Annotated in this window: 19 protein-coding genes, 1 tRNA gene and 1 riboswitch; of the genes, 2 read left to right on the top strand and 18 right to left on the bottom strand. The window is 44.7% G+C overall.

Annotation, left to right across the window (positions count from 1 at the left end):
- Positions 1-19 precede the first annotated feature (19 nt).
- Positions 20-217 carry a YqzE family protein gene (locus tag MKY23_RS10240; protein WP_221786543.1) on the bottom strand — a complete coding sequence of 66 codons (198 nt, stop codon included), beginning with the start codon at positions 215-217 and terminating at the stop codon, positions 20-22.
- A gap of 191 nt (positions 218-408) precedes the next feature.
- On the opposite strand from MKY23_RS10240, the gene MKY23_RS10235 reads away from it, so the two are divergent.
- The gene (locus MKY23_RS10235) at positions 409-1,158 is read left to right on the top strand and encodes an N-acetylmuramoyl-L-alanine amidase (protein WP_336122326.1); all 750 of its coding nucleotides are present in this window, start codon (positions 409-411) and stop codon (positions 1,156-1,158) included.
- On the opposite strand, the gene MKY23_RS10230 is transcribed toward MKY23_RS10235, so the two are convergent.
- The 15 genes from MKY23_RS10230 to MKY23_RS10160 form a co-directional block, all read right to left on the bottom strand.
- A complete protein-coding gene (locus MKY23_RS10230; RefSeq protein WP_339837709.1) occupies positions 1,133-2,005 on the bottom strand; it encodes a divergent polysaccharide deacetylase family protein in 873 nt (290 codons plus the stop codon). The genes MKY23_RS10235 and MKY23_RS10230 overlap by 26 nt on opposite strands.
- Before the next feature lie 112 nt (positions 2,006-2,117).
- Positions 2,118-2,924 carry a Nif3-like dinuclear metal center hexameric protein gene (locus MKY23_RS10225; RefSeq protein ID WP_339837706.1) on the bottom strand — a complete coding sequence of 269 codons (807 nt, stop codon included), beginning with the start codon at positions 2,922-2,924 and terminating at the stop codon, positions 2,118-2,120.
- Positions 2,925-2,954: 30 nt separating this feature from the next.
- The gene (locus MKY23_RS10220; RefSeq protein ID WP_154886526.1) at positions 2,955-3,848 is read right to left on the bottom strand and encodes a carbohydrate ABC transporter permease; all 894 of its coding nucleotides are present in this window, start codon (positions 3,846-3,848) and stop codon (positions 2,955-2,957) included.
- A gap of 12 nt (positions 3,849-3,860) precedes the next feature.
- Complete coding sequence (locus tag MKY23_RS10215; protein ID WP_339837703.1) at positions 3,861-4,784, bottom strand: ABC transporter permease subunit; 924 nt, start codon at positions 4,782-4,784, stop codon at positions 3,861-3,863.
- A gap of 81 nt (positions 4,785-4,865) precedes the next feature.
- Positions 4,866-6,401, bottom strand: a complete 1,536-nt coding sequence (locus tag MKY23_RS10210) for an ABC transporter substrate-binding protein (protein WP_339837700.1) — start codon at positions 6,399-6,401, stop codon at positions 4,866-4,868.
- A 198-nt stretch (positions 6,402-6,599) separates the two neighbouring features.
- Positions 6,600-8,213, bottom strand: a complete 1,614-nt coding sequence (locus MKY23_RS10205) for a helix-turn-helix domain-containing protein (protein ID WP_339837697.1) — start codon at positions 8,211-8,213, stop codon at positions 6,600-6,602.
- Positions 8,213-9,991 carry a histidine kinase gene (locus MKY23_RS10200; RefSeq protein ID WP_339837694.1) on the bottom strand — a complete coding sequence of 593 codons (1,779 nt, stop codon included), beginning with the start codon at positions 9,989-9,991 and terminating at the stop codon, positions 8,213-8,215. The genes MKY23_RS10205 and MKY23_RS10200 overlap by 1 nt, the downstream gene beginning before the upstream one ends.
- Positions 9,992-10,103: 112 nt before the next feature.
- Positions 10,104-10,919 (bottom strand): alpha/beta hydrolase-fold protein, encoded by an 816-nt coding sequence (locus tag MKY23_RS10195; RefSeq protein WP_253495623.1) that lies wholly within the window; start codon positions 10,917-10,919, stop codon positions 10,104-10,106.
- A gap of 27 nt (positions 10,920-10,946) precedes the next feature.
- The gene (gene gtfA / locus MKY23_RS10190; RefSeq protein WP_339839358.1) at positions 10,947-12,416 is read right to left on the bottom strand and encodes a sucrose phosphorylase; all 1,470 of its coding nucleotides are present in this window, start codon (positions 12,414-12,416) and stop codon (positions 10,947-10,949) included.
- A complete protein-coding gene (locus tag MKY23_RS10185; protein WP_339837691.1) occupies positions 12,406-13,383 on the bottom strand; it encodes a sugar kinase in 978 nt (325 codons plus the stop codon). Before MKY23_RS10185 ends, gtfA begins: the two co-directional genes overlap by 11 nt.
- Before the next feature lie 119 nt (positions 13,384-13,502).
- Positions 13,503-14,474 (bottom strand): alpha/beta hydrolase, encoded by a 972-nt coding sequence (locus MKY23_RS10180; protein WP_339837688.1) that lies wholly within the window; start codon positions 14,472-14,474, stop codon positions 13,503-13,505.
- Between the two features lie 192 nt (positions 14,475-14,666).
- The gene (locus MKY23_RS10175; RefSeq protein WP_339837686.1) at positions 14,667-15,659 is read right to left on the bottom strand and encodes a LacI family DNA-binding transcriptional regulator; all 993 of its coding nucleotides are present in this window, start codon (positions 15,657-15,659) and stop codon (positions 14,667-14,669) included.
- A gap of 97 nt (positions 15,660-15,756) precedes the next feature.
- Positions 15,757-16,581, bottom strand: coding sequence for a carbohydrate ABC transporter permease (locus tag MKY23_RS10170; protein WP_090924369.1), 825 nt, complete (start codon positions 16,579-16,581; stop codon positions 15,757-15,759).
- Entirely contained in the window at positions 16,581-17,462 is an 882-nt protein-coding gene (locus tag MKY23_RS10165) for a sugar ABC transporter permease (protein WP_090924368.1), read from the bottom strand. Before MKY23_RS10165 ends, MKY23_RS10170 begins: the two co-directional genes overlap by 1 nt.
- Before the next feature lie 116 nt (positions 17,463-17,578).
- Positions 17,579-18,925 carry an ABC transporter substrate-binding protein gene (locus MKY23_RS10160; protein ID WP_339837680.1) on the bottom strand — a complete coding sequence of 449 codons (1,347 nt, stop codon included), beginning with the start codon at positions 18,923-18,925 and terminating at the stop codon, positions 17,579-17,581.
- Between the two features lie 367 nt (positions 18,926-19,292).
- Between MKY23_RS10160 and MKY23_RS10155 the strand changes: the two genes are divergently transcribed.
- Entirely contained in the window at positions 19,293-20,978 is a 1,686-nt protein-coding gene (locus tag MKY23_RS10155) for a carbohydrate-binding protein (protein WP_339839355.1), read from the top strand.
- 192 nt (positions 20,979-21,170) lie between these two features.
- Here MKY23_RS10155 and MKY23_RS10150 read toward each other — a convergent pair.
- A tRNA-Leu gene (locus MKY23_RS10150) sits at positions 21,171-21,255 on the bottom strand.
- A 202-nt stretch (positions 21,256-21,457) separates the two neighbouring features.
- Entirely contained in the window at positions 21,458-22,411 is a 954-nt protein-coding gene (gene pelA / locus MKY23_RS10145; protein WP_339837677.1) for a pectate lyase, read from the bottom strand.
- Between the two features lie 375 nt (positions 22,412-22,786).
- Positions 22,787-22,918: riboswitch (cyclic di-AMP (ydaO/yuaA leader) on the top strand.
- The last annotated feature ends 4 nt before the right edge of the window (positions 22,919-22,922 follow it).

Here is a 22,922-nt window from a genome sequence, read left to right as displayed (position 1 = left end):
TCTTTTTTAAGGAAGCGGTTCAACTCTTCTTTGATCTTCGTTTCTTCTTGTCTACCCATAAGGATACCGCAAATGGAATCATGCCAAACCATTTCATGGACCAGGGCTCTCTCCTTCTGCTTTGTGCTCTCCGTTCCTTTCGCTCATCCTTCGGCGTGTCGATGTAATGTACAACACGTTGCGTAATATATTTAACCAGTTCATCACTTTTAGCCATAAAGCAGCCTCCTCTTCTTCCGCACATCCGTGATCTAACGTTATCCCTATTGTGCGCAAGACGTGATTGAACTAAACATTTTTTTGTGCAAATAGCGTATGAAATGATCTAAAATGCACAGTCTAATGCCAAAGGTATCCATCCTGCCTTTTTCGCTTCAACACTTATATTTTGAAGGAGTGTATAATTCGATGTTTAAGCTACTTCTGACAACTTCTATAGCCCTGCTGATTAGTGTTTATTCTATGACCGGTTTCTCCTCTGCTTCTACACTGACTCGTCACGATCCATCTGCCTATCGGCCGTCGATCATGCCAATTACCGATAGCGATTCCTATCATTCAAGTCATCATGCTTTTGCGGCACCCGTTATCCTGCTGGATGTTGGCCACGGAGGTATTGACGGAGGAACATCCGAAGCAGGTGTTCTGGAAAAAGACATTAATTTAGCGATCAGTCAAAAGATATACTTACTGCTTCGCGGCAAAGGTTACACCGTCATCATTAACCGTCTAGGTGATTACGCACTTAGTGATGAGAACCGTTGGTTAAACAGTCGCTCACGTCACATCAGGGATCTCGCACAGCGCAAAAGCCTTAGTGAGGAAGTCAGCACCGATATCGTCGTTAGCATTCATGCGAACTGGAGCCCTCGTTCAGCTACGCACGGTCCGGTAGTGCTTCATCAGAAAGAGGGACGCAGTTATCTGCTGGCACAATCGATCCAGGATGCCATGAACCAATTGTGCGGTACACACCGTGAAGTGGTCTGGGGCAAACCGTTTTACATGCTAAATTATGTGAAACATCCGGCAGTCATTGTGGAGACCGGGTTTTTAAGCAATCCAGCCGACCGGGCCAGAATCAGTGACCCGACAGAGCAAAAGCGAATTGCACAGTCGATTACGGATGGTATTATTTATTATCTGTCGGTAGTGTAGGTGCGGCCTGCCAGTGCCATACATCCCTTACCATATCACCGATTCCTACAAACTGAACTTGATTCTGCAGGCGGGAGACCGACTCCCGTATCACTGCCGAAGTATTCATGCCTGTATGACCGACATGACCAATGACAACACAGCTTTTCTTCTCAACTGCTCGCTGAGCAGCCAAATCAAGTTGCTTGCGAATATGTGCCTTTGAATTTTGATCATCCAAAAAAATGTCATTGCCCACAGGCGGCATGTTTTTGGCTATGGCAAGATCGCCAACCACGGAACGAAAATTCGTACGGCTATCCACAAAGAAGAGGCCGCGTTCCAGGCATACATCCAGTACAATGGACATAATGCGTTTATCCGATGTGATTTTAGAACCCATATGGTTGTTCATGCCGATGGCATAAGGCACATCATCAATTGCCTTCTCAACCCGCTGGCGAACCTGCTCATCTGTCAGATTGGATGTAATTGCCCCTGGGCCAAGCCACTCCGGCTTGCCTTTCTTGGGTTCCATCGGCATATGCACAATTACATCCATGCCTTTCTCATGTGCAGCGATCGCATCCTTCTTCGTCGTTTTCAAAAAAGGCATCACAGCCACAGTCAGCTTCACAGGCATATCGAGAATTTCTGCTGTGCCCTTCATATCGTTGCCCACATCATCGATGATGATTGCCATTCGATTGAACTGAGATGATGATGAAGCCGGCTCCAGTAACATGGCTGGCCTGGCAGAAACCCCAGTTCCTCCTGCTCCAATAACAGCTATGATGAAACACAGGAAGATCCGCATTTGAAACCTTATTTTAACCGAATATCCTTGTTTCGCTTGATTTCGTATCATATCCTGCAGCCTCCTTCAAACGTGGTGTTCTCATTGTTTGATTTCAGCCGCAGTTCTATGTAAGCTCCCTTTCCCAATTCATTCTAGGAACATCTGAATGTTGTTGATTGTGTTACAAATATAGGAACGGTTCTTTTGCATCGATAAAATGAACCGGAATATCCCCAACGAGCGGCTGTAACCATTCCGCCATATGTTTCATTCCCCATTCTTCGCTTCGTTCATGACCAATGACTAACATAGACTTATTTAGCCCAAGCATCGATGCATCATTAACATACGCACACAACGTCCATTCCGTAATCTCGCCGCAGATCATGACGTCCAGTTGTTGCTCTTTCATGAGTTCCATCGGCATCGATTCTTTGCCTAATCCGAGGCTTCCGCCTCCCACAAGGATTCCAATGCGGGAACATGTCATATCCGGGCTTCCCACTATTTGCAGTACATCCATCTTTAGCTTTTGCTTTAACTCATGAGCCAGATCAACAAGCCGCACGGGTTCAACTTCGTAGATCCACGGATAATCAAAATCGACCTGGTTTGACTCCCAGCCCAGCTCCCGAATTAGACCTGTGTAGATTCGATCTGGCTTCGCCATGTGCATATAATCGTGATATCTCCAGATCGCCATGCCGTAATCCTCAATAAGCTTGCGCTTGGCTTCATATACCGGATCTTGCTGTATCCAGTCGAGCTGATCTGCCCCGGTATAAAAGGTAGGCTCATGTGTAATAATCAGATTAGCTCCTGCTGCATGAGCCTGCCGAATAACCTCGACCGTTGCCATATACGTCGTCACAATGCCTGTCACTACAGTGTCCGCTTCTCCTGTAACAAGAACATCGCCCGTTGGTGATAGACGCTGATCTCCACAGGAATCCTGCATAACCGTCTCCATCACTTGCTGTACATTCACGTGGATTCCCCCTACATTTTAAAATGGTTATCAACCTTTAACTGCACCCACAATGATACCTTTGGTCAGGTACTTCTGAAGGAAAGGAAATACGACCAGAATAGGCAATATACCGATAATCGCCATCGCCATGCGGACTGCCGTACTTGGCAGATCAGCAGCATTGGCCCCAAGCATACTGCTGGCCTGACCTGACTTGAGAAACTGAATGTTATTCATCAGACGAATCAGCATGTTTTGTATTCCATAGTACTGGGGCTTCGTAATAAAATAAAGGGCGTTAATCCAGTCATTCCAATACGCCAGTCCCATAAACAGTCCGACTGTTGCCAGTACGGGCACAGACAGAGGTAACATCATACGGTAGAAAATACGGAGCTCTGAAGCTCCATCAATCTGAGCCGATTCGATCAATTCAACAGGTACATTATTTTTATAAAAATTTCGAATAAGCAGTACATAAAATCCATTCGTTAATAGATTCGGGATAATCAGGGCGGCCAGTGTATCTTTGATCTGAAAGTATTTCGTCCACAGAATGTAGGAAGGTACAATTCCTCCGCTGAACAGCATCGTGAAAAATACAATAAACGCCAGCACATTGCGATATTTGAAATCCTGGCGCGACATCGGGTAAGCCAGCATGCTGGTAATTAACAACCCAAGTGCCGTTCCCAATGTAGTAACAAGAAAAGATACACCGTACGCCCGCACAAATGTAGAAGCAGAAGACCACATGTATACATAAGCATCCACGCTCATTTTTTCAGGAAAGAAACTGTAACCGTTACGAATTAACGAGGACTCTTCCGTAAAGGATGCCATGATGATCAGCATAAATGGTAGAAATGCCAGTAACGTAAACATAACCATAGCGACGATGGAAAACACATGAAAAGCGCGTTCACCTTTAGTTTGTATCACTCGTGTTTCCCCCTAAAATAATGCATTTTCAGGATTTACCTTTTTGACAATTGCATTCGCAGCCATGACCAAAATGAATCCCACAACCGATTGATACAAGCCAGCAGCCGCTGACATCCCAATATCATTGACCTGCATTAGCGCCCGGTACACATACGTATCAATGGTCTGCGTTGTGCTGTACAGCGCTCCGGCATTCATAGGCACCTGATAGAACAAGCCGAAGTCGGAGTTGAATATGCGCCCAATGGACATCAGGGTCAGTATAATAATGGTTGGCTTCAATAAAGGTAGCGTAATCATGCGAATCTGCTTGAGTTTGCCTGCCCCGTCGATCTTGGCCGCTTCATAGATACTTTTGTCAATCCCGGAGATAAAGGCGATATACACAATGGAACCGTAGCCGGCTGTTTTCCATAATTGTATAAACACGAGCAGATAGGGCCAATACTTGGCCTCGGAATACCAGTTAATCTCTGGAATACCAAGGGGTTTCAATATTGAATTGTTAATAAAACCGCTGTCTGCATTCAGGAAGGCAAACACGATATAGGACAGAACCACCATCGAAATCAGGTTAGGTAAAACAAGTCCCGACTGGAACAGCTTAGACCATAAGCTTTTTAACAATTCCGACATTAGAATTGCAATCAAGATCGACAGCATCGTCCCCAGTACGATAAACGCCAAATTGTATAACAAGGTGTTGCGAGTCATAATCCAGGCATCACTCGTCTGAAATAAAAATTTGAAATTATCAAAGCCTACCCAATCACTTCCGAATATGCCCTTGGCATAGTTCACATCCTTGAACGCGATAAAGATACCGGCCATTGGCAAATAATTGTTGATTAGAAAATATAACAGACCAGGAGCAGCGAGCAGCAGTAGCGGCAATGTTTTTCTGAGCCCTCCGGATTTGGTTTTCACAGTCATCGCTCCATTCTCATCCTTAATGCAAAGCGCTGCAATGCTTCTTAGCTATACAGCGCCCCACATTAAACGTTCATCCACGTTTTATTTCTTCTGCTGCGCGATCCACTCATCCAGCTGTTTCTGTTTGCTCGCAATAATATCCGAAGCTCCCGCATCATTTAATGCTTTTACGAATTGAGGAATCGTCACATCAGGATCAAGAACACCCGTTACAAGCGCAGGTAAAAATTGATTGACCACATTGGTAACAGCACTCATTTGTGTCTTCACTTCACTCGGATCAAAGATAAATCCGAAGTACGGTGAGCGCTCTGTCTCCTTGTTCTCCTTCAGTTTCAACTCCACATCCGACCAATTAACGCCCTCCAGCTGGTATTGCAATGATTCCGAGCCTACAATCCCCGTGCTCAGCATCGCTGTATACGGAACGGTAGATGCATCCATGCCATCCGGAAACTTCACATGATGCTCATCTACTTTGACATAGTCCTCTCCTTCAATACCGTACAGAATCGTATTAATCAACTGTTGATCGGTATACAACATGTTCAGAAACTTGACGGAGCCTTCGGGAACCTTGGTAGTACTGGATACCATCCAGCTCACCAGATTGACTGCACCGGTATCAAAGTAGTATGGCACCAGACGTTTCATTTCCAGATTTTTACCTGTTTGTGCACTCAGCGCTTTAGCTGCTTCCATCCCGCTGTATCCGCCCAGGAAGGAAAAACCGCGCCCTGAAGCAATCGTATCGGAGAAAGAAATGGATGTCGTCGCGGCATCTTTCTCTAGAAACCCTTGTTCAAACCAATTTCTCATCATCTTGGTGCCCTGTTTGAATGCATCTGTGTCATAGAAATTTTGAACTTTTCCGTCATTACCTACAACCACACCAATACCGGTTGTATCTGACAGGAAATCGATCTTGTGCATCCCTTTAAGCGCCAGAACGAGATTGGTATCACTTGGATTCACATTGACTGGACCGAAGGGAATCACGTCTGGATGTTTTTGTTTGACTGCCTCAAATACAGCCGGCAGATCATCCAGTGACGTCATTTGATCCGCTGTAAGACCGGATTCCTTCAGCATGTCGGCATTGTATACAATGTTGGTTGGCAGCGACATGCCTTTATTTACCGGAACACCGTAAATATGTCCGTCCATCGTGGTTGCTTCAAGCAGATTCGGACCAAAGTCCTTCTCCAAAATCTGCGTCAACTCTTTACCATATTGCGGCAATAGTTCCTCCAGTGGGTATAACTGGTTTTTGGATGCATAGTTCGTGAATTGCCCCAACGTTGTGAACACATCCATTTGCTCACCACTTTGTAGTGCAAGATTTACTTTTTGAGCATAATCAGCCGGACCATATAGTCTGAAATCCACTTCAACCCCGATTTTCGGAACGGTAATGGCATTGATTGCGGCTGTAACTTTACTGATATCATCGGGAATACGGTTAAAAGAAGGCATGGCGAACACCACTTTGTCCACCTTCTGTGAACCGTTCCCCTCTTGCGCACTTGAAGATGAAGATTCCGTTCCGCATCCCGCCAGAAGAGAACCGCAAAGTACCAGTGATAGCAGTGAACCCCATAATCTCTTTGTTTTCATCTTGCTTCATGACCTCCTTATGTCGTGCCTGTATTCGTTTTCATTTTATAAAATTGGAGTGATTACAGCTTTAACAAAAACGGTCTGTTTTTTCGTAAAAACGGTTTAAATTTTGCATCAGTTCAGTTAAAACAAAAACCCTGCTTCAAAATGAAGCAGAGTCGTACATTATGGGCAAATGTCCCTAAATTCCAAACGTTAAACTTCATTCTTCTCCCGGTCATAACTTTGTCTGGATCTGTAGGCGTTGGGCGTTTCTCCTGTAAGCTTTTTGAAAACGGTAGAAAAGTATGAAATCGTTTCGTATCCGGTTTCCATCGCAATCTGTCCGATACTCAGGCGGCTTTCAATTAACATAAGTTTTGCCGCTTTAATTCGATAGTCATTCAGATATTCCTTCATCGTTAGTCCCGTTTCTTGTTTGAATACCTTCGCAAGATAGTCCGGCGTTATAAATACACTAGCAGCCACTTCATCACGATTTAGGTCCTTGGTGTAGTTGTCGTGTATATAACGCATCGCTTTATCGACAATGCCTTCCGAACGTTGGCTTTCCTTAATCGTTTCGACTGTACGTTCTGTGACAAGGTGAGCCCATTTCATAAAATCAAAAAGGCTGTGCTCCGATTTAACATACAACTGCTGCGCAAGCTGATCCGTAAACAGCTGATGTGCCTGTACGTTTTTCTTAGCCAAAATCGCATAAACCACTTGAAGGAAATCCTCACGTATCACTTGCAACGTTTCAGCATGCAGCTGGTTTTTGGCAACGAGTTGTTCCAAATCTTTTTTCAACCGGTTCACAATCTGGGCTTTCTCCCGCTCGATAAACAAGCTGGTATACATCTCTGTATCCAGATCATATCGTTCCGGTTGTTCTCGTTGAAATACGGTATGCTGTCCATGAACTTTGCCTCGAAACATCACATTTGAATGATCCATGCGTTCCAGATCTGTCTTCACACCAGACAGCTCGTTAATCGGTTTCGCCTCGCTAATATAACAGGTTCCCATACATTTCAAGTATTCATTCATCAATTGAATCAGCAATGTAGCTCGTTCTTCTAGTTGAAACTGGCTAGTATCATCTTCGTCCAAAATAACAGCAACATACAACATGCTATTTTTCTGATAAGAAACAATCCGGTCATACTCAAGTCGCAACAGCATAATTTCGGAACTGAGATTGGCAAATGCATATCGAAACGTACTTTCATTCCATTTTTCATCGATCTCGGATAAAAATACACTTGCAAGCACCAGCACATACGACTGCTCTGTCTTGATCGTCAGCTCCCGTTTAAGAATCTCCCCCTGAATCAGATCGAGCCGAGGCGAGATGGTAGCCATCAGAATATCGGTCCAGAAGCTGGCCTCGACCAGTCCTTTATTTTTCAGCCACGCCATGCCGAATTTCTGATACTCTCCCATCTGCCTTCTCCACTTCAATCCACCCACCGCCTTCATGACAGCCGCTTCGAGCTTCTCCTGATTCAAGGGTTTGAGCAGATAAGAGTCCGCATTAAATGAAATCGCAGTGGAAGCAAAGTCAAAACTCTCGTGACACGTAAAAAATATAAATGCACAGTCATATCCTTGTTCCCTGATCCACTGAATCATCTCAATTCCGGAACCTCTCGGCATCTCAATGTCACAAATGACCAAATCGGGAATACCTGCGGCAAACAACGTCTGTGCATCCTGAACACAGTGAGCCTGTGATACTTCGTTAAAACCATATGCTGTCCAAGGGATAAGTTCTGTTAACACCTGAACCGTAGGGATATCGTCGTCAATCAACATGCACCTCATTAAGCTCCCCCCACTCTCATGCTAGATTCAGGAATGGACACCGGATTCGTTTCGTTGGAGACAGGTATCCGTATTTCGATTTTGGCTCCTGAAGATTCCCCTCCGCTCGACAGCACCAGCAAATTATCCTGTTTGTATAACAACTGCAACGTTTTATGAATATTTGCGATGCCTACGTGCTCACCTTCATCCCCTGCCCTTATGGATGTTTGGAATTGTTGAAGCCACGCTTGCGGGAACCCTTCACCGTTGTCCTCAATCACGATCTGAACATAAGCCCCATCATCTGCTGTCCGCTCCATGTGTACCCGGATAAAAATAGATAACATTTCTCCATACGTAAGGGCATGTTTGAAGCAATTTTCCACAAATGTCTGAATCAACAGTTGCGGAATACGAATATCACCCGCTGCCGCTTCCAGGTCCGTCATATAAAAGATCTGATCCGGGTAGCGAATTTCCTGCATACGAATGTAATTTTCAACATGCCCCATCTCTTCATCAATGCTGACAAGCATCTGTTCCGCCTTGAACATATAACGGAGATGCTGGGATAACATCTGGATCATACGCCGAATTTCTTCATTCCGGTTTTGATAGGTGAGACTGGAGATGGTAGATATGGCATTCAGATAAAAATGAGGTCTGATCTGCATCTGTAACACTTTCAACTCTGCGCGGCTCTTCTCAATTTTCTCTTCATAGGATTGAATCTTCAGATGTGTAATCTCATGAACCATCGATTGGAATGCATGGAACAGTTTCATAAATTCAAGCGAATACTCTCTGGAAGGAGGAGGGAATAACGTCTGTCCTTTTTCAACTTCTTTGGCAGCTCGGACCAATTCCAGGATCGGACGAAGCATCTCCTTGGTGATAAATCTCATGACAATCGGCACGACGACCATGGAGGCGACACCTAGCACGATGATCAGCCATTGAATTAATTTCAGTCCGGAAAATACACTTTGTTTCGCAACGATATTGGTCATATGACCGAATTCGGCAATCGGTTTGCTCACAAAAAGGTAACGACTACCCAGCTCCTGCTCGGTCGCTGCCAAATCCTTTGTTATTGTCATGACATTTCCACTGACCGTTGTCAGAATACGACCATCTTGACCACTTAACATAAATTGGCTGGCTGAATCTGCTTCCCGACTTGTGCGTGAAAGTAAATGATCAGCCTGAACAAACGTCCCAAAGCTCACTTCCCCGTACGTGATACATTTGAACAAATAAAATACGTCGTTCACTTGTACAATACTCCACTGACCTTCCTTATGATCCTGTATCTGAATGTCCCGCCAGTTCTGGTGCTTCAAAAAGTCGGATAAAGCCAGTTTATTCGAGGAATTGATCCGATTGCCAAACAAGGTCAGCAGTCTTTCATCACGTGCAATTTGAACAAACATGCCATCGCTGGCATAATTATTCGTCATTTTGGACTTGAGCGCGTTGATCAGCCGCATTTCTTTAAAGTAGTCCCCTTCGTGACCAGAACGTATATATTGCTCCCCATAGTCCTTGGCGAAATCGGCTTGATTCTCGAACACCTCCATCAGGTCTTTGGCGTAGATATCCAGGTTATTATGAATAGATTCCGTGTAGATCGCCAGTGTGTGTTCCGAATTGCTAACGATGTGATTCTGAACCACTTGGAGCGAATAAATGTTGCTCAAAAGAAGAGCTGCGAAGAGAATAACCAAAATAACCGTGATCTGGGTGTACAGTCTGAATACGATGCTTCTGTTACGGAATAAGTGTTTTCTCTTCATGCGTTCCCTCTTCTCTTGTCTTCCGTGCTTGACCGGATAATCAACCAGCCCCTGAACAGTCGCTGATGACACACGACCCCCCAGAGGCTTGGTACAGATCTATGATAAATGCTTATTCGTTAGGCCGTCTGCCCTGTCCTGCCCATTCCAGTGCAAGAGCGATATAGACATTCCAAAAATCCCAGTCATGCACTCCCGGACTCTCCGTGTAGGTCACAGGAACATGCTCACGTTGCAGGAAATCCCGAAAACGTTGATTCACATCCAATAAAAAGTCCTCGGTGCCGCAAGCCATATAAATGTCAGGGATCGACGCGCCCTTTTCCTTTAACTGCATCACCAAAGCTTCCGGATCTCTATCACTACCTTGCAGCTGGCTCAGATCCCCGAAAACCCGGCTGAAGTATTTATAATCCGCTACTCCGTCAGAGTAACCCGGCTGCGCATTCGCTATTTTGTAAGGTAGAATCGCCGAGGAGAGTGCAATGATGCCACCGAAATGCTCCGCATATTTCAGACCATTCCGGATCGCACCATACCCTCCCATCGACAATCCGCCGATATATGTGTCCTCACGGCGCATAGAGAGAGGAAATAACCCGCGTGTGAATTCTACCAATTCCTTGCCTACATATTGTCCGTAAAGATCCCCCTTATCTTCATCATCCAGATAAAAATGATTTTCACCTGCCGGCATAAACACAGCGAACCGGTGCCGGTCAGCAAGCTCGCGAATACGCGAGAAGGTGATCCAGTCCCACTGGCTGCCAGAGTATCCATTCAGCAGGTATATAGACTTCAGCGGCTCCTGTTCGTTCGCTACTTCGGACTGACCCGGAATGACAGGCAAGTCTAAAGGTAGCAGAGCATTAAACGATACCTCTCTGCGCATGCTTTTTGAGAAAAAGTTCACCTGTACTGTAGCCATTTTAGCAATTTCCTTCCTGATTATGGTTTAGATCCGATAAGCTTCGATATGCCCTGACGGGTCCGTGTAGTGTATCATGGATTGATACGTTTGGAGGTCAACCGTCAGACTGCACTGTTGCCCTTCCAGCTTCCAGTTCAGACAGAGCTGATTATCCGGAGAATCCAGAACGCTGAATTCGCCCTGAAAAGCCTGATGGCTGTTGCGGAAACGGATCAACTCCATAAGACGCTGCACCACTTTTTTGTCCAACTGCTGCTCGATATCATCCATTGTGTAATTCTGACGATTAATCTCTCGACCTTCACCCGTTTCGGCTACCCGTGCCAGATCATTCTTCCCGGCGAACAGTCCGACATAATAGACCTGGGGAATGCCTGGTACAAAAAACTGAATGGCACGCGCAGCCAGATAAGCATCATCATCCTCGTTCAAAGCACTGTAATATGTGCACCTGATCTGATGCACGTTGAAACCATCCTCTGACTTATGTTTATCTGACAGAATCAAGCTAAGGTTGGCTCCCCGCTCCAGACAGATATCCACCAGCCGCTGCGCTTCATCTGTGCGTATCAGTCCATCAAGATCGGGCTTGACCGGAATGCCGTCATGACAGTCCAGCATGGTGAACTGATTGGCAGGTCTGTCCGCCAGATAATGACGTAATTCCCGGCTTGAGCGGTTGACTAACGTCTCCAGCACCCGGTATGGCAATATAAAATCATAAATCCAGCAGCCAAAATCGGCCAGTTTGTACTGTACACTGTAATGGGCGTGAACCTCCGGCAACAACTCGATCTCCAGTTCGTCCGCTAGTGACTTCACCCAGTCAAGGAAAACGTAAATATCCGGTTCAACAAAGAAACAACTGGTCCCCAGCTTCTTTATAACATAACCAACGGCATCCAGTCTCACAATTTTGACATTGTTACTTTTGAAGTTCTCAAAAAATGAACGCAGCAGTTGCTGTGTGATCGCCGCACGTATATCCAGATCAATCTGCTCTGAGGGGTCTGTTTTGCCAAACGTTGTCCATACCTTCTCCTCTTCACCGCTCTCATGGATTTTAAACGTAGAGTAGGGTACCTCACGACGCAAAAACATCTGGTCAATATCCTTCTGCACAGGCACTCCATCCGTCCAAACCTTATCCAGAGTCAAGAAGAGATCGGCATATTCGGATGATCGGCCTTTCAGCAGAAAATCCTGAAAATAAGGCGACTGCTGTGAAATATGGTTAACCATCAGATCAACCAGTATATCCGTATGTTCGCCTATTGATCGAATGTCATCCCATGTACCGAAGGCAGGATCAATCTCCAGATAAGTTAATGGAGCGAATCCACGGTCTCCTGATGAAGGAAAAGGCGGCAGAATGTGCACGCCTCCTGTAAACAGACCAGCCAGTTCGTTCTGAAGCAAATGATTCAGTGTACTCAGATTGCCACCAAGCGAATCCGGATAGGTAATTAACTGAACCTGATTTTTAAGCAAAATGCTCCCCCTCTTCCAGTCCATACTGTTCTCTGATTGCCCCCAGAGCTGGCAGTTCTACAATTGCACCGTGATACTTCAATTTGTACGCGCTTACAGCAAAACCCGATTTTAATGCTTCCTGAACTGTGTAACCTTTTACCAGACCTGTATAGAACCCTGACCAGAACGCGTCACCCGCTCCTGTAGTATCTACAACCTTCGTTGCACAGGTCGCAAATTCCACTGTTTCTTGACCATTCGAAACCAGTGCTCCCTCTTCACCTAACGTCAGAATGACCAATCGTGCCCCTAACGCTAGAAAATGTTTCAGATGTTCCTCGGCAGATGCTTCACCAAAAAGACGATCTGCATCATCCTTGGAAGGTTTAATGAAATCCACCTGCGGAATAATCGATTGCACATAAGCCGCACCATCTTCTCCCGGTTGCCAGATCATCTTATGGAAGTTGGGATCAAAACCGATCAATACACCATGCTTCCTTGCTTCAACAATAACCTTTTCAATGGTTTCTCTGGCAGGTTGGCGAGATAACGGCCAGCAAGAGAAATGAACGATTTTGGAATTGCGAAGCCATTCCACGAGAGTTGCCTCAAATGATAGTTGAAAATCAGCCGCCCGATAGAAAATCGGGACAGGTGTACCCTTGCTTTTGCTAACAACAACCATGCTTGTCGCTTCATTAACGCGCCGAACCCCGCCAGTATCCATGCCCGCTTCACCCAGACGATTCAGCAGAAAAGTGCCGAATCCGTCCTCCCCTACAGCTGAGACGATATGCGAACGGATACCCAGCCGATTGACATTAATGGCAATGTTGGAGGGGGAGCCTCCAACAAAACGCGTATACCCGTCAGAACCCAGATGATCACCATATTCATTCGATATCATGTCTACTAGCAGTTCCCCTATGGCCAAGAGATCATTGAAGCGATCCTCCAGTTTCATCCGTTCATCCAGCTCAATCATCCTGATTCCTCCCTGAACCAATCACGGTATTCATTCAAAAAGCTGTCACCTGACTGACATGACTCCTTTATTGTAGGGCTATCTGCTGTACAATACTTTCATTAAGACGATCACTTTTTTCAAAAATCAGAGGTTGTCCTCTCCGGTTCACGTTTTAACGCCTGAGCTAAACGCTCAATATACTCCGTTCGAATCAGCTGACTACTCTCTGCCTCGGGAGCAACATGCTCTGAAGCATGATAACACCCGGGATACAAGTGAAATTCAACCTTAACTCCTGCTCTGGACAGACGAGACACATACTCTAAGATCTCATCCCGGAACAGATCCAGCTCACCCACGCAAATATACGCAGGCGGCAGGCCTGTAAGATCGGTAGCTAGGCTGGGAGAAGCATATACAGGAACTTCAATGTTAAATTGGTGTCCGAGATACATCTTCCAGGCCGCTACATTATGCGCCCGATTCCATATCGAAGGATGTGTCATCTCATAGCTGGACGATGTGCCATTCCGATGATCCAGCATCGGATATAGCGGTAGCTGAAAGCACAGTTCAGGCCCTTTGCGATCTCTTGTCAAAAGGGTGAGGGCTACCGCCAGCCCGCCTCCTGCACTGGCTCCCCCAACGGCTATACGCTTCAGATCTATGCCTCGTGCCTCGGCTTCTTCTGACATCCATTGAAGTGTGTTATAACAGTCCTCAAGTCCTGCAGGATAAGGATGTTCGGGTGCCAATCGATAATTCGGAGAGACAACGATGCAATCAGCTCGAATCGCAAAATCCGTACAGAGCTGGTCATCCCCTTCTGGACTTCCCAGAATCATTCCTCCCCCATGAATCCATAGCAGTGCCGGCCTCTCTTGTGTATTCTCATGTACAGGTGAATAAATGCGCAGCTGCAGTTCGTTTCCATCCGATCCTTGAATATACTCATTTACGATTTGAACTGCGTCTGAAGTTTGATCAACTTGTGATACATTCGGATCTGCATTTGTACGTGCTCTCATCAGGTCTTCAGGCAGCTGTATAACTTCAAGTCCTAACAGACCCGCCCTTAGCTCCGGTGCAACTCTATTAATAAAATCCATTCTGTATCCCCCTGTCTCGATCCAATGTTTAATTAATGAAGCTATAGTCATGAACGATATAAGTTGAACAATCGATATATACAAAAACATTATTACAAAAAATATAATGAACAAAGATATGCTTACACCTTATATATCAACCGGTTGACATATATAGCAAACAAGAAGAGTGCTTTCTTGAAAGCACCCCTTCTATGTCGTTTCCCGCTCAATCAGCTGGACTGGGAACAGGTTTGTACCCGAAGCAATTTCTTCTCCCTGAATCTGTTGTAGAACCAAGCCGATGATTCGTTCAGCCATCTCCTGTATTGGCTGCCGTATACTACTCAGACGTGGACTCAGCAGAGAAGCGATTTTCACATCATCATAACCGATAATTCGCATATCCTCAGGGATACGTTTTCCCGCCTGGCGAGAAGCCTGCACAGCTTCAGCAGCGATGACATCACTGCTCGCAAATATACCATCAACGGCTGGATGCTGCTCCAGGAAGCCTATGATCTCCTCTTGAATCTCCAGCTCATCCCCGGCTGAAGCATCCAGTTGCAGATGAATCGGTTCAAGTCCTGCTTGCTGCATCACGGCTTCATATCCTTGTGCTCGGCCATTTGCCAGCAAAGCGACATGGTGTGGCCCTCCAATCCCTCGATAGAGAAAGGCTGGCTGGCTGCAATTTTTATCAAGGAGTAGCTGCGTAGCCAGCCTGCCCCCCATCTCGTTATCCGAAGAAACGACCGGAATGTTGTCGGCCACTTCACGATCCAATGAAACAATCGGAAGATTCAGATTCAGGTAATGCTGTACATCAAGAACAGAACTGCCTGTAATGATGGCATCCACCTTGTTTTTTTTCAACATATCAATATATTTGCTCTCTTTACTGACATCTCGATTGGAGTTGCACAATAAAAGCTTATATCCAGACTTGTCCGCATAATACTCCAGATGATAAGTCATCTCACTGAAAAAAGGGTGGGATACATCTGGAATGATCAGACCAATCATATTCGATTTTTTACGAAACAAAGCTCTGGCCATCTCGTTGGGTTGATAATCAAGCTCTTTCATTACCCGATAGACCTTTTCGCGCGTTTCTTCGCTAATGTATCCTCTATTATTTAATACGCGGGACACGGTTGTAACCGATACTCCTGCTTTTTTGGCAACATCATCAATCTTGGGCATAACCGTTAACCACCTTGCTCTTTTTAATCCATTATAAGCTTAATCGTTTTCCATTTCACTCCAGTTCACTTGTTGGTACTTCAGTGTTACTTCAGTGCTATTTCAGCGCCCCCTCTGTAATCCCCTTGATAATCTGTTTTTGCAGAAGCAAATACATGATCAGTACCGGAATAATCGTCATAATCAACCCAGCCATGAGCGGCGCATAATCCACTGAATAGGACGAGAAGAAATTGTACGTAGATAGTGGTAATGTTTTGTGCTCCGGCGATAACAGCACCAGGCTTGGTAGCAAGTAGTCATTCCAGATCCATAACACATCCAGCACAATTAATGTCACAAATACCGGCCTTAACAAGGGAAGCACAATCTGGAAGAACGTCCGCATTCGCGAACTCCCTTCGATAAAAGCAGATTCCTCGAGTTCATAAGGGATACCCTTGATAAATCCATGGAAGGTAAATACGCCAAAAGGTACACCGAAACCCAGGTACATAAACAGCAAGGTTATTTTGGAGTCGAGCAGACTCATATTGCCGTATAACATCACCAGTGGGATCATTAAAACTTGAAACGGTAGAGCAAGTGAAGCCAGCATCGCATAGAAAAGAATGCCATTCACACGCCATTTGAAACGAACAAACAGATACCCGGTCATCGATGAGAAAAAAAGAATCAGCAACACGGAGCCGACGGTAATCAGCAACGAGTTCAGAAATCCATCCAGAAAATTCATATTGTCAAATGCACTGACATAGTTGTCCAGTTGAATTCCCGTTGGCAACGATAACGGATTTTCTACGAACTGCTGGGTCGATTTGAATGAGTTCATAATAATCAACAAAAACGGCGTGAGAAAAAGAAACAGCAACACATATAGCAGTATTTTTTTCAACGAAGGAAGGAATTGGCGGATCGACATCAGGACTCGACCTCCAATCTCTTCAGCAGATACGATTGCGTCAACGCAATAATGGCGACTACGGCGAAGAGCACCACAGCCTCCGCTTGGCCGACCCCGTACTGGTTAGACAGAAATGCCTTTTGCACGATATGATAAGTCGCGAGCTCCGTAGAGTTAAACGGCCCCCCTTTGGTCAACGCAAGGTTGATATCATAGGTCAGAAACGATCGAGAAATCGAAATAAATACACAGATCACAATGGCTGGAATAGTGAGCGGTAACATGATCCGGCGTATCGTTGCCATGCGGCTTGCCCCATCGATGCTGGCAGCCTCGAGCACATCATTCGGAACCCCGGCAAAGCCGGCAATATAGATGATCATGAGATAACCAATCAACTGCCATGACGTTGTGATGACGAGCGCCCAGAAAGCTGTGTCTGTATTGGTTAACCAGGATGTTTCAAACCAGGACCAGCCATACTTTTGCCCTAAGTAAGGAAGTACTTGTGAGAACAAAGTCTGCCAAAGATATCCGAGAATGATGCCCCCAATCAGATTGGGTGTAAAAAAACCAGTGCGAAGCCATTGCTCGCCTCTCCCACCACCCGTCAGCACAAGAGCAATAAAAAAAGCAGCAGCGTTTGCGATAATGACAGTGAAAAAAACATATTTAAGGGTAAACCATAATTGAGTCCAGAACACGGTATCCTGCCAAACCGCGATATAATTGGATATACCAATAAATGTGTTATCCCCGGTACGAACATCCCAATTGGTGAATGTAAGGTACAATCCAACGATAAACGGGATCACAACCACTGCGAGAAAAGCGACAACGGAAGGAGCTCCAAACAGTAAGAAAGTTCCCGCGTTTCTCATCCGTATTTTTCTATCCATGTTGACCTCCTGTGGTTCCCTTGGTAACGGCTTGACGAAAGATTTGATGAACGATTGGAACAATGGAGGATGCGCCCCCTGTATGGATGCACATCCCCTTTCGAACGTTTATAATTCTATTTTCCTGCCTGACTAGCCCAGTAAGCTTGCACTTCCTCTGCCAGTCCATTTCGATCAATTACACCTGCCAAATATTTTTGCATAGATGCACCCGTCTTCGCCCAATAATCCTGTGGTAAATAATTAATCACACTGATATTCAACACTTTACCTTGGTCTACGTAACTACCCACTGCTTCAGATAAAATGTTACTGCTTTTCACTTTGACGTCTTTGTATGGCAGTGCCAGCCCCATTTGTGCTACAATCGCATCCTGCCCCTCATCACTCGTCACCATCCACTGAATGAATGCTTTGGCTGCAGTCTGTTGTTCTTCCGTAGAACCTGAATTATCAATAGCAAAGAGTTTCGGTTCACTGTAAGCTACTTGAGTATTTCCGTAATCTTCAGGGTTGTTGCTAATCGGAACAGGGATAATGCCAAACTCTTTGTCGCGGCCTTCCAGATTACCTATAACAGCCCATGTCCAGTCACCCATGAAATAAAAAGCCGCATCTCCTTTGGCGAAATCCGTACTATCCTTGGTGTAATCTGCCACGAGTGGATCTTTACTACGTGCGTTGTATTTTTTCAGCAGATCGAAGGTATCGATCAATCCGTTAAATGCAGCATTGTCCGTGAGCTTCGCAGTTCCATTTTCCAAGTCTTTTACGAACTTACGATTGTCTTCCACGTTCTTAGATTGAAGAGAATAGGTCAGTCCCAGATAATGCGCTCCAAGTGACCAATCTGCGCCATGAAGCATGACAGGTGCTTTGCCAGCCGCCTCTACTTTTTTGAAAACAGCTTCCAGATCGTCACGAGTTTTAATGCTGTTTGGATCAAAAGAGCCACCCATCGCCTCTTCTACAACCCGTTTATTGTATAAAAGGCCATACCCTTGTGCTGTCCAAGGGATACCCAAAAACTGACCATCCAGTAGCGCTCCATCTACCGCACCAGGCTTCGTTAACCCTTCATACGTTGACTTTTCCGAATCCAGATTGAGGAATTTGTCTTTATATTGCAAAATTGTGCCTGCATCCAGATTGGCAATTGTTGCCGGATTGCCTGAAGCAAGCAAGGATTGGAACTTTTCCAGCTGTGCTCCACCAATCGGGGTAGGAATAAGCTCAATGGTTACCTCAGGATGCAGCTCATGATACGTCTTGAACAATTTCTCAAAAACACCGTTGACTTCTGCGGAGGTATTAAAAAAGGTCAATTTCACCTCTTTTGTAGCCCCTCCAGCCTGTTTGTCAGAATCCTTTGCTGAAGAATCCGTTGTTTTACCCGAGGAACAGGCGGTAATGACCAACATCAGTATCAATACGCCAACAAACGGTACCCATGTCTTTTTCATTTCTTAACTTCCCCCCTGATGTTTGTTATGAATGCGTTTACATTTTGAATACAGCTTTATCATAAACGCTGATGATTCAACATGTCAACCGGTTGACATAAATTTTAAACAGCGCTGTTATCCTATGAAAATAGCATTCGAGTCAAAAAAACATAAAAAATTACAAACAACTGCAATATATCGGGTATTTTTCACAGGAATAATATAGTAGAATTTACAAAACAAATCCTTTTTTTGTCAAAAGATCTATCCCAATCATTTCTGAGAGGATGTGATGCCTCCCTTTTCGAAGTTATGCCGAGAAATTTATTTTTCTTGTCCAGGCTTTCGCAAGTCACTTATATTGAGGAGAGTGAACACATTGAAGATGAAGTTTAAATTTAAAAAATCAGTCAACCTGTTGTTAGCCTGCTTAACTGCCCTCCCCCTAATGTTAACTCCAACCAACGTATCTGCAGCAAGTGACGCCAACATCAACTTATCCTCGGAAAAACAAGTAATCCGTGGCTTTGGTGGTATCAACCATCCGGTCTGGGTTGGTGACTTAACTGCAGCACAACGTGAAACCGCTTTCGGAAATGATCAGAATCAGCTAGGATTCTCTGTACTCCGAATCTGGGTAGACCCGAACCCCAATAATTGGGCTCTTGAAGTTGCTACAGCCAAACGTGCGATTGAAAAGGGAGCTATCGTTTTTGCCTCGCCTTGGAACCCTCCAAGCAGCATGGTTGAGACGTTTAATCGAAATGGTGATACCAATGCTAAGCGGTTACGTTATGACAAATACGCTGCTTACGCACAACATCTGAATGACTTTGTAACATTTATGAAAAATAACGGCGTGAATCTGTATGCCATATCCGTTCAAAATGAACCGGATTATGCCCATGACTGGACCTGGTGGACTCCACAGGAAATCCTGCGTTTCATGAAAGAAAATGCAGGTAGCATCCAAGGTACCAAAGTCATGGCTCCAGAATCCTTCCAATACCTGAAAAACATATCCGACCCAATCCTGAATGATCCACAAGCACTTGCTAACATGGACATTTTGGGAGCACATTTGTATGGAACACAGGTCAACAATTTTGCCTATCCTCTTTTCAAACAAAAGGGAGCTGGCAAAGAGCTTTGGATGACCGAAGTGTACTATCCAAACAGTGACAACAATTCCGCTGACCGCTGGCCGGAAGCCTTAGACGTCTCCTACCACATGCATAATGCCATGGTTGAAGGCGACTTCCAAGCCTATGTATGGTGGTATATCCGCAGGCAATATGGACCAATGAAGGAAGACGGTACAATCAGTAAGCGCGGATACAATATGGCCCATTTCTCCAAATTTGTTCGCCCAGGCTATGTCAGAGTAGATGCTTCCAAAAATCCGGATACAAATACTTACGTGTCCGCTTACAAAGGTGATAACAAGGTCGTCATCGTAGCCATTAACCGCAGCACTTCGGCAAAAAGTCAACGCTTTGTGTTGCAAAATGGCAATGCGTCCACTGTATCTTCATATGTAACAGACAGCAGTCGTAATCTGGCAAGTCTTGCACCAATTAACGTTTCCAATGGCGCATTCACAGCTCAACTCCCAGCACAGAGTGTAACAACATTTGTTGCTAATATTACTGGCGGCAACGGTGGCGGCAATGTAGGCACGGGCACCACATATGAGGCCGAAACAGGAACAACACTTACGGATGCAGTCATTGAAACAGCTTATCCGGGCTTCACCGGTTCTGGATATGTTAACTTCAACGCTTATACAGGCTCCGCAATCCAATGGAATGATATCAATAACACAATCACAGGCACCAAAAATGTAAAGTTTCGTTACGCTTTGGAAAGTGGTACGCGGACTCTAGATATTTATGTTAATGGCACAAAAGTACTCAGTAATGAGCCCTTTACTCAAACAGGAAGCTGGTCTACTTGGGGCGAAAAAACAATTCAAGTACCTATGAATTCAGGTACGAATACACTCCGAATCGTAACAACAGGTACAGAGGGACCGAACATTGATAACATTACGGTGACAGCAGCATCATAAGTTATCTGATTCTAAACCTTTTTCTTTTTTAGCTGGGCAAAAAGTAGCCAAGCTCCCATATGGAATAGACCTAAGTTGCTCTACTCGTCTATTTTGAGACAATACTGTAATTAAAGACTGTTGATTGTTCTTTATATCATTAGATAGAAAAAGACCCCTTAGGCTATTGCTAAGAGGTCTTTTTCTATCTAATGCGGTCGAGAGGACTCGAACCTCCACGGGGGGTTAGCCCACACGGACCTGAACCGTGCGCGTCTGCCAATTCCGCCACGACCGCATATATTGTGTCTTTCCAATCATTATCGGCGACAAGAAATAATATACCACGCGTAGTTTAACATGTCAACACATCTATTCATCACCAAATAAGTGCGAAACAGATATGTATCCGATTCGCACTTATCAGGCCTGCTTCAAATTAAACTTATATATCCGTAAGTAGTGGACTTATTAGAAAATTCGGTTAAATAAACCATTTTCTACAGCTTGGACGGCCAGTTGCCGTACCATGCATAACCGCCTCTTCTTTCCTTTTCTATATCGCTCAGCTTATATTTCACAACGCCATCACGTCCCACAAAGATCGGTTTGTCCGTACCGAGTTCATAGAAACGTGCCCAAATCGGTGATGCACTGGAATCAGCAATAATTCGGCTATCCCCATTCGCTCTCTCATACCGATATCCTGTAATTTTCACTTTATTAAACCAGGCTTCGGCACCTTTGATAGATGCAGTAATTCTTGAATTAGCCGGTCTCGTTTTCAGAAACTTCACAATGTTTACGCTTTCACCTGCAGTTAATGAAGGCACTTCATAGATTCTGGCTCCCGCAGGTCTAAGTGAACTGGAATCATGCTGTTGTCCCCAAGCCGTTAACTTCCCACCCGATACCACCTGGGTATTCAGGATAGCATCGACTCCTTTGGAAACTGCATTTTTACTACGATTTGCAAGAGAACTGTCGATAAAGGAGAAGTTCCCCTTACGTCCTGCGACTTCATCAAGCATGTACAGCACATTAATCATCGCATCATCATTATAGGTAATATGTTTATGATAGCCGGAACTTTGATAGACTTGAGGCCAACCCCCATTGGAGTACTGCATATTAAGCAAAAAGTTGATGCCCTTGACCGCTGCAGCAGAGTATCGCGGATCATTTGTTTTTTTGAATTCACTTGCTAGCCTTCTGATTTCTGAGTATGTAGCTTTGTTATCGATCGTTGATTTGGCCCATTCACCTGACGTCTGACTGTAATCTTTTCTCCAGCCTCCATCGGGGCGCTGATTCTTTAAGATATCAGACATACTCGCCGTTGTACCGGAAGCATCAGCAGCCGATACGGTCGGTACAGGAAGGATAGCCATTCCCGCTACGGAGAATACCATAGAACACGCCAGTACAAATGTTACTAATTTTTTTGCTTTCACTCGACAACACTCTCCCCATTTACAAATTTGATTACTTATATCACATATATTCCAATGAAAACAATTTAAATACAAATTATGTATTTAATATGGTTATAATATGCAATAAATATATTTTTGTCAATATATGCAACAAACCAAAAAAATTTGTTAAACAGAATGGTTTCCTTTTTAGCTCATAACAATCTTGTTTATTATCCAAGTTCTCTCATATGAAACACAAATGACTTTTTTGTAATCTTTAACTCCCTAATTTCAACAAAATGATAACTAAAATCGATAATTCCGCTAACATTGAGGCTAAATGAACACCTTTAAACAGGTTTGACAATTACGCATTTATGCAATATAGTTTCAAATAGTTACAAAAACTTAATTATTCATTTGCCGAGTTTCAGGATTGAAAACGGGGGAACCATTTTGGGTGAATTATTCTTATACATAGGAAATATAGGGAACCTTCTACCGAACCCTTAGCTAACTCCGTAGGCATCGAAGGGAGAACATTGAT

The sequence above is a fragment of the Paenibacillus sp. FSL R7-0272 genome (assembly GCF_037969905.1).
GTDB classification, from domain to species: Bacteria; Bacillota; Bacilli; order Paenibacillales; family Paenibacillaceae; genus Paenibacillus; species Paenibacillus polysaccharolyticus.
The sequence above is the reverse complement of the archived record's forward strand: the minus strand, read 5'-3'. Positions and strand labels throughout refer to the sequence as shown.

Bases quoted from the DNA above. Each gene is read 5' to 3' on its own strand.
- MKY23_RS10240 (WP_221786543.1), bottom strand. From the start codon at position 217: ATGGCTAAAAGTGATGAACTGGTTAAATATATTACGCAACGTGTTGTA.
- MKY23_RS10235 (WP_336122326.1), top strand. From the start codon at position 409: ATGTTTAAGCTACTTCTGACAACTTCTATAGCCCTGCTGATTAGTGTT.
- MKY23_RS10230 (WP_339837709.1), bottom strand. From the start codon at position 2,005: ATGATACGAAATCAAGCGAAACAAGGATATTCGGTTAAAATAAGGTTT.
- MKY23_RS10215 (WP_339837703.1), bottom strand. From the start codon at position 4,784: ATGACTGTGAAAACCAAATCCGGAGGGCTCAGAAAAACATTGCCGCTA.
- MKY23_RS10210 (WP_339837700.1), bottom strand. From the start codon at position 6,401: ATGAAAACAAAGAGATTATGGGGTTCACTGCTATCACTGGTACTTTGC.
- MKY23_RS10205 (WP_339837697.1), bottom strand. From the start codon at position 8,213: ATGAGGTGCATGTTGATTGACGACGATATCCCTACGGTTCAGGTGTTA.
- MKY23_RS10200 (WP_339837694.1), bottom strand. From the start codon at position 9,991: ATGAAGAGAAAACACTTATTCCGTAACAGAAGCATCGTATTCAGACTG.
- MKY23_RS10195 (WP_253495623.1), bottom strand. From the start codon at position 10,919: ATGGCTACAGTACAGGTGAACTTTTTCTCAAAAAGCATGCGCAGAGAG.
- MKY23_RS10185 (WP_339837691.1), bottom strand. From the start codon at position 13,383: ATGATTGAGCTGGATGAACGGATGAAACTGGAGGATCGCTTCAATGAT.
- MKY23_RS10180 (WP_339837688.1), bottom strand. From the start codon at position 14,474: ATGGATTTTATTAATAGAGTTGCACCGGAGCTAAGGGCGGGTCTGTTA.
- MKY23_RS10175 (WP_339837686.1), bottom strand. From the start codon at position 15,659: ATGCCCAAGATTGATGATGTTGCCAAAAAAGCAGGAGTATCGGTTACA.
- MKY23_RS10170 (WP_090924369.1), bottom strand. From the start codon at position 16,581: ATGTCGATCCGCCAATTCCTTCCTTCGTTGAAAAAAATACTGCTATAT.
- MKY23_RS10165 (WP_090924368.1), bottom strand. From the start codon at position 17,462: ATGGATAGAAAAATACGGATGAGAAACGCGGGAACTTTCTTACTGTTT.
- MKY23_RS10160 (WP_339837680.1), bottom strand. From the start codon at position 18,925: ATGAAAAAGACATGGGTACCGTTTGTTGGCGTATTGATACTGATGTTG.
- MKY23_RS10155 (WP_339839355.1), top strand. From the start codon at position 19,293: ATGAAGTTTAAATTTAAAAAATCAGTCAACCTGTTGTTAGCCTGCTTA.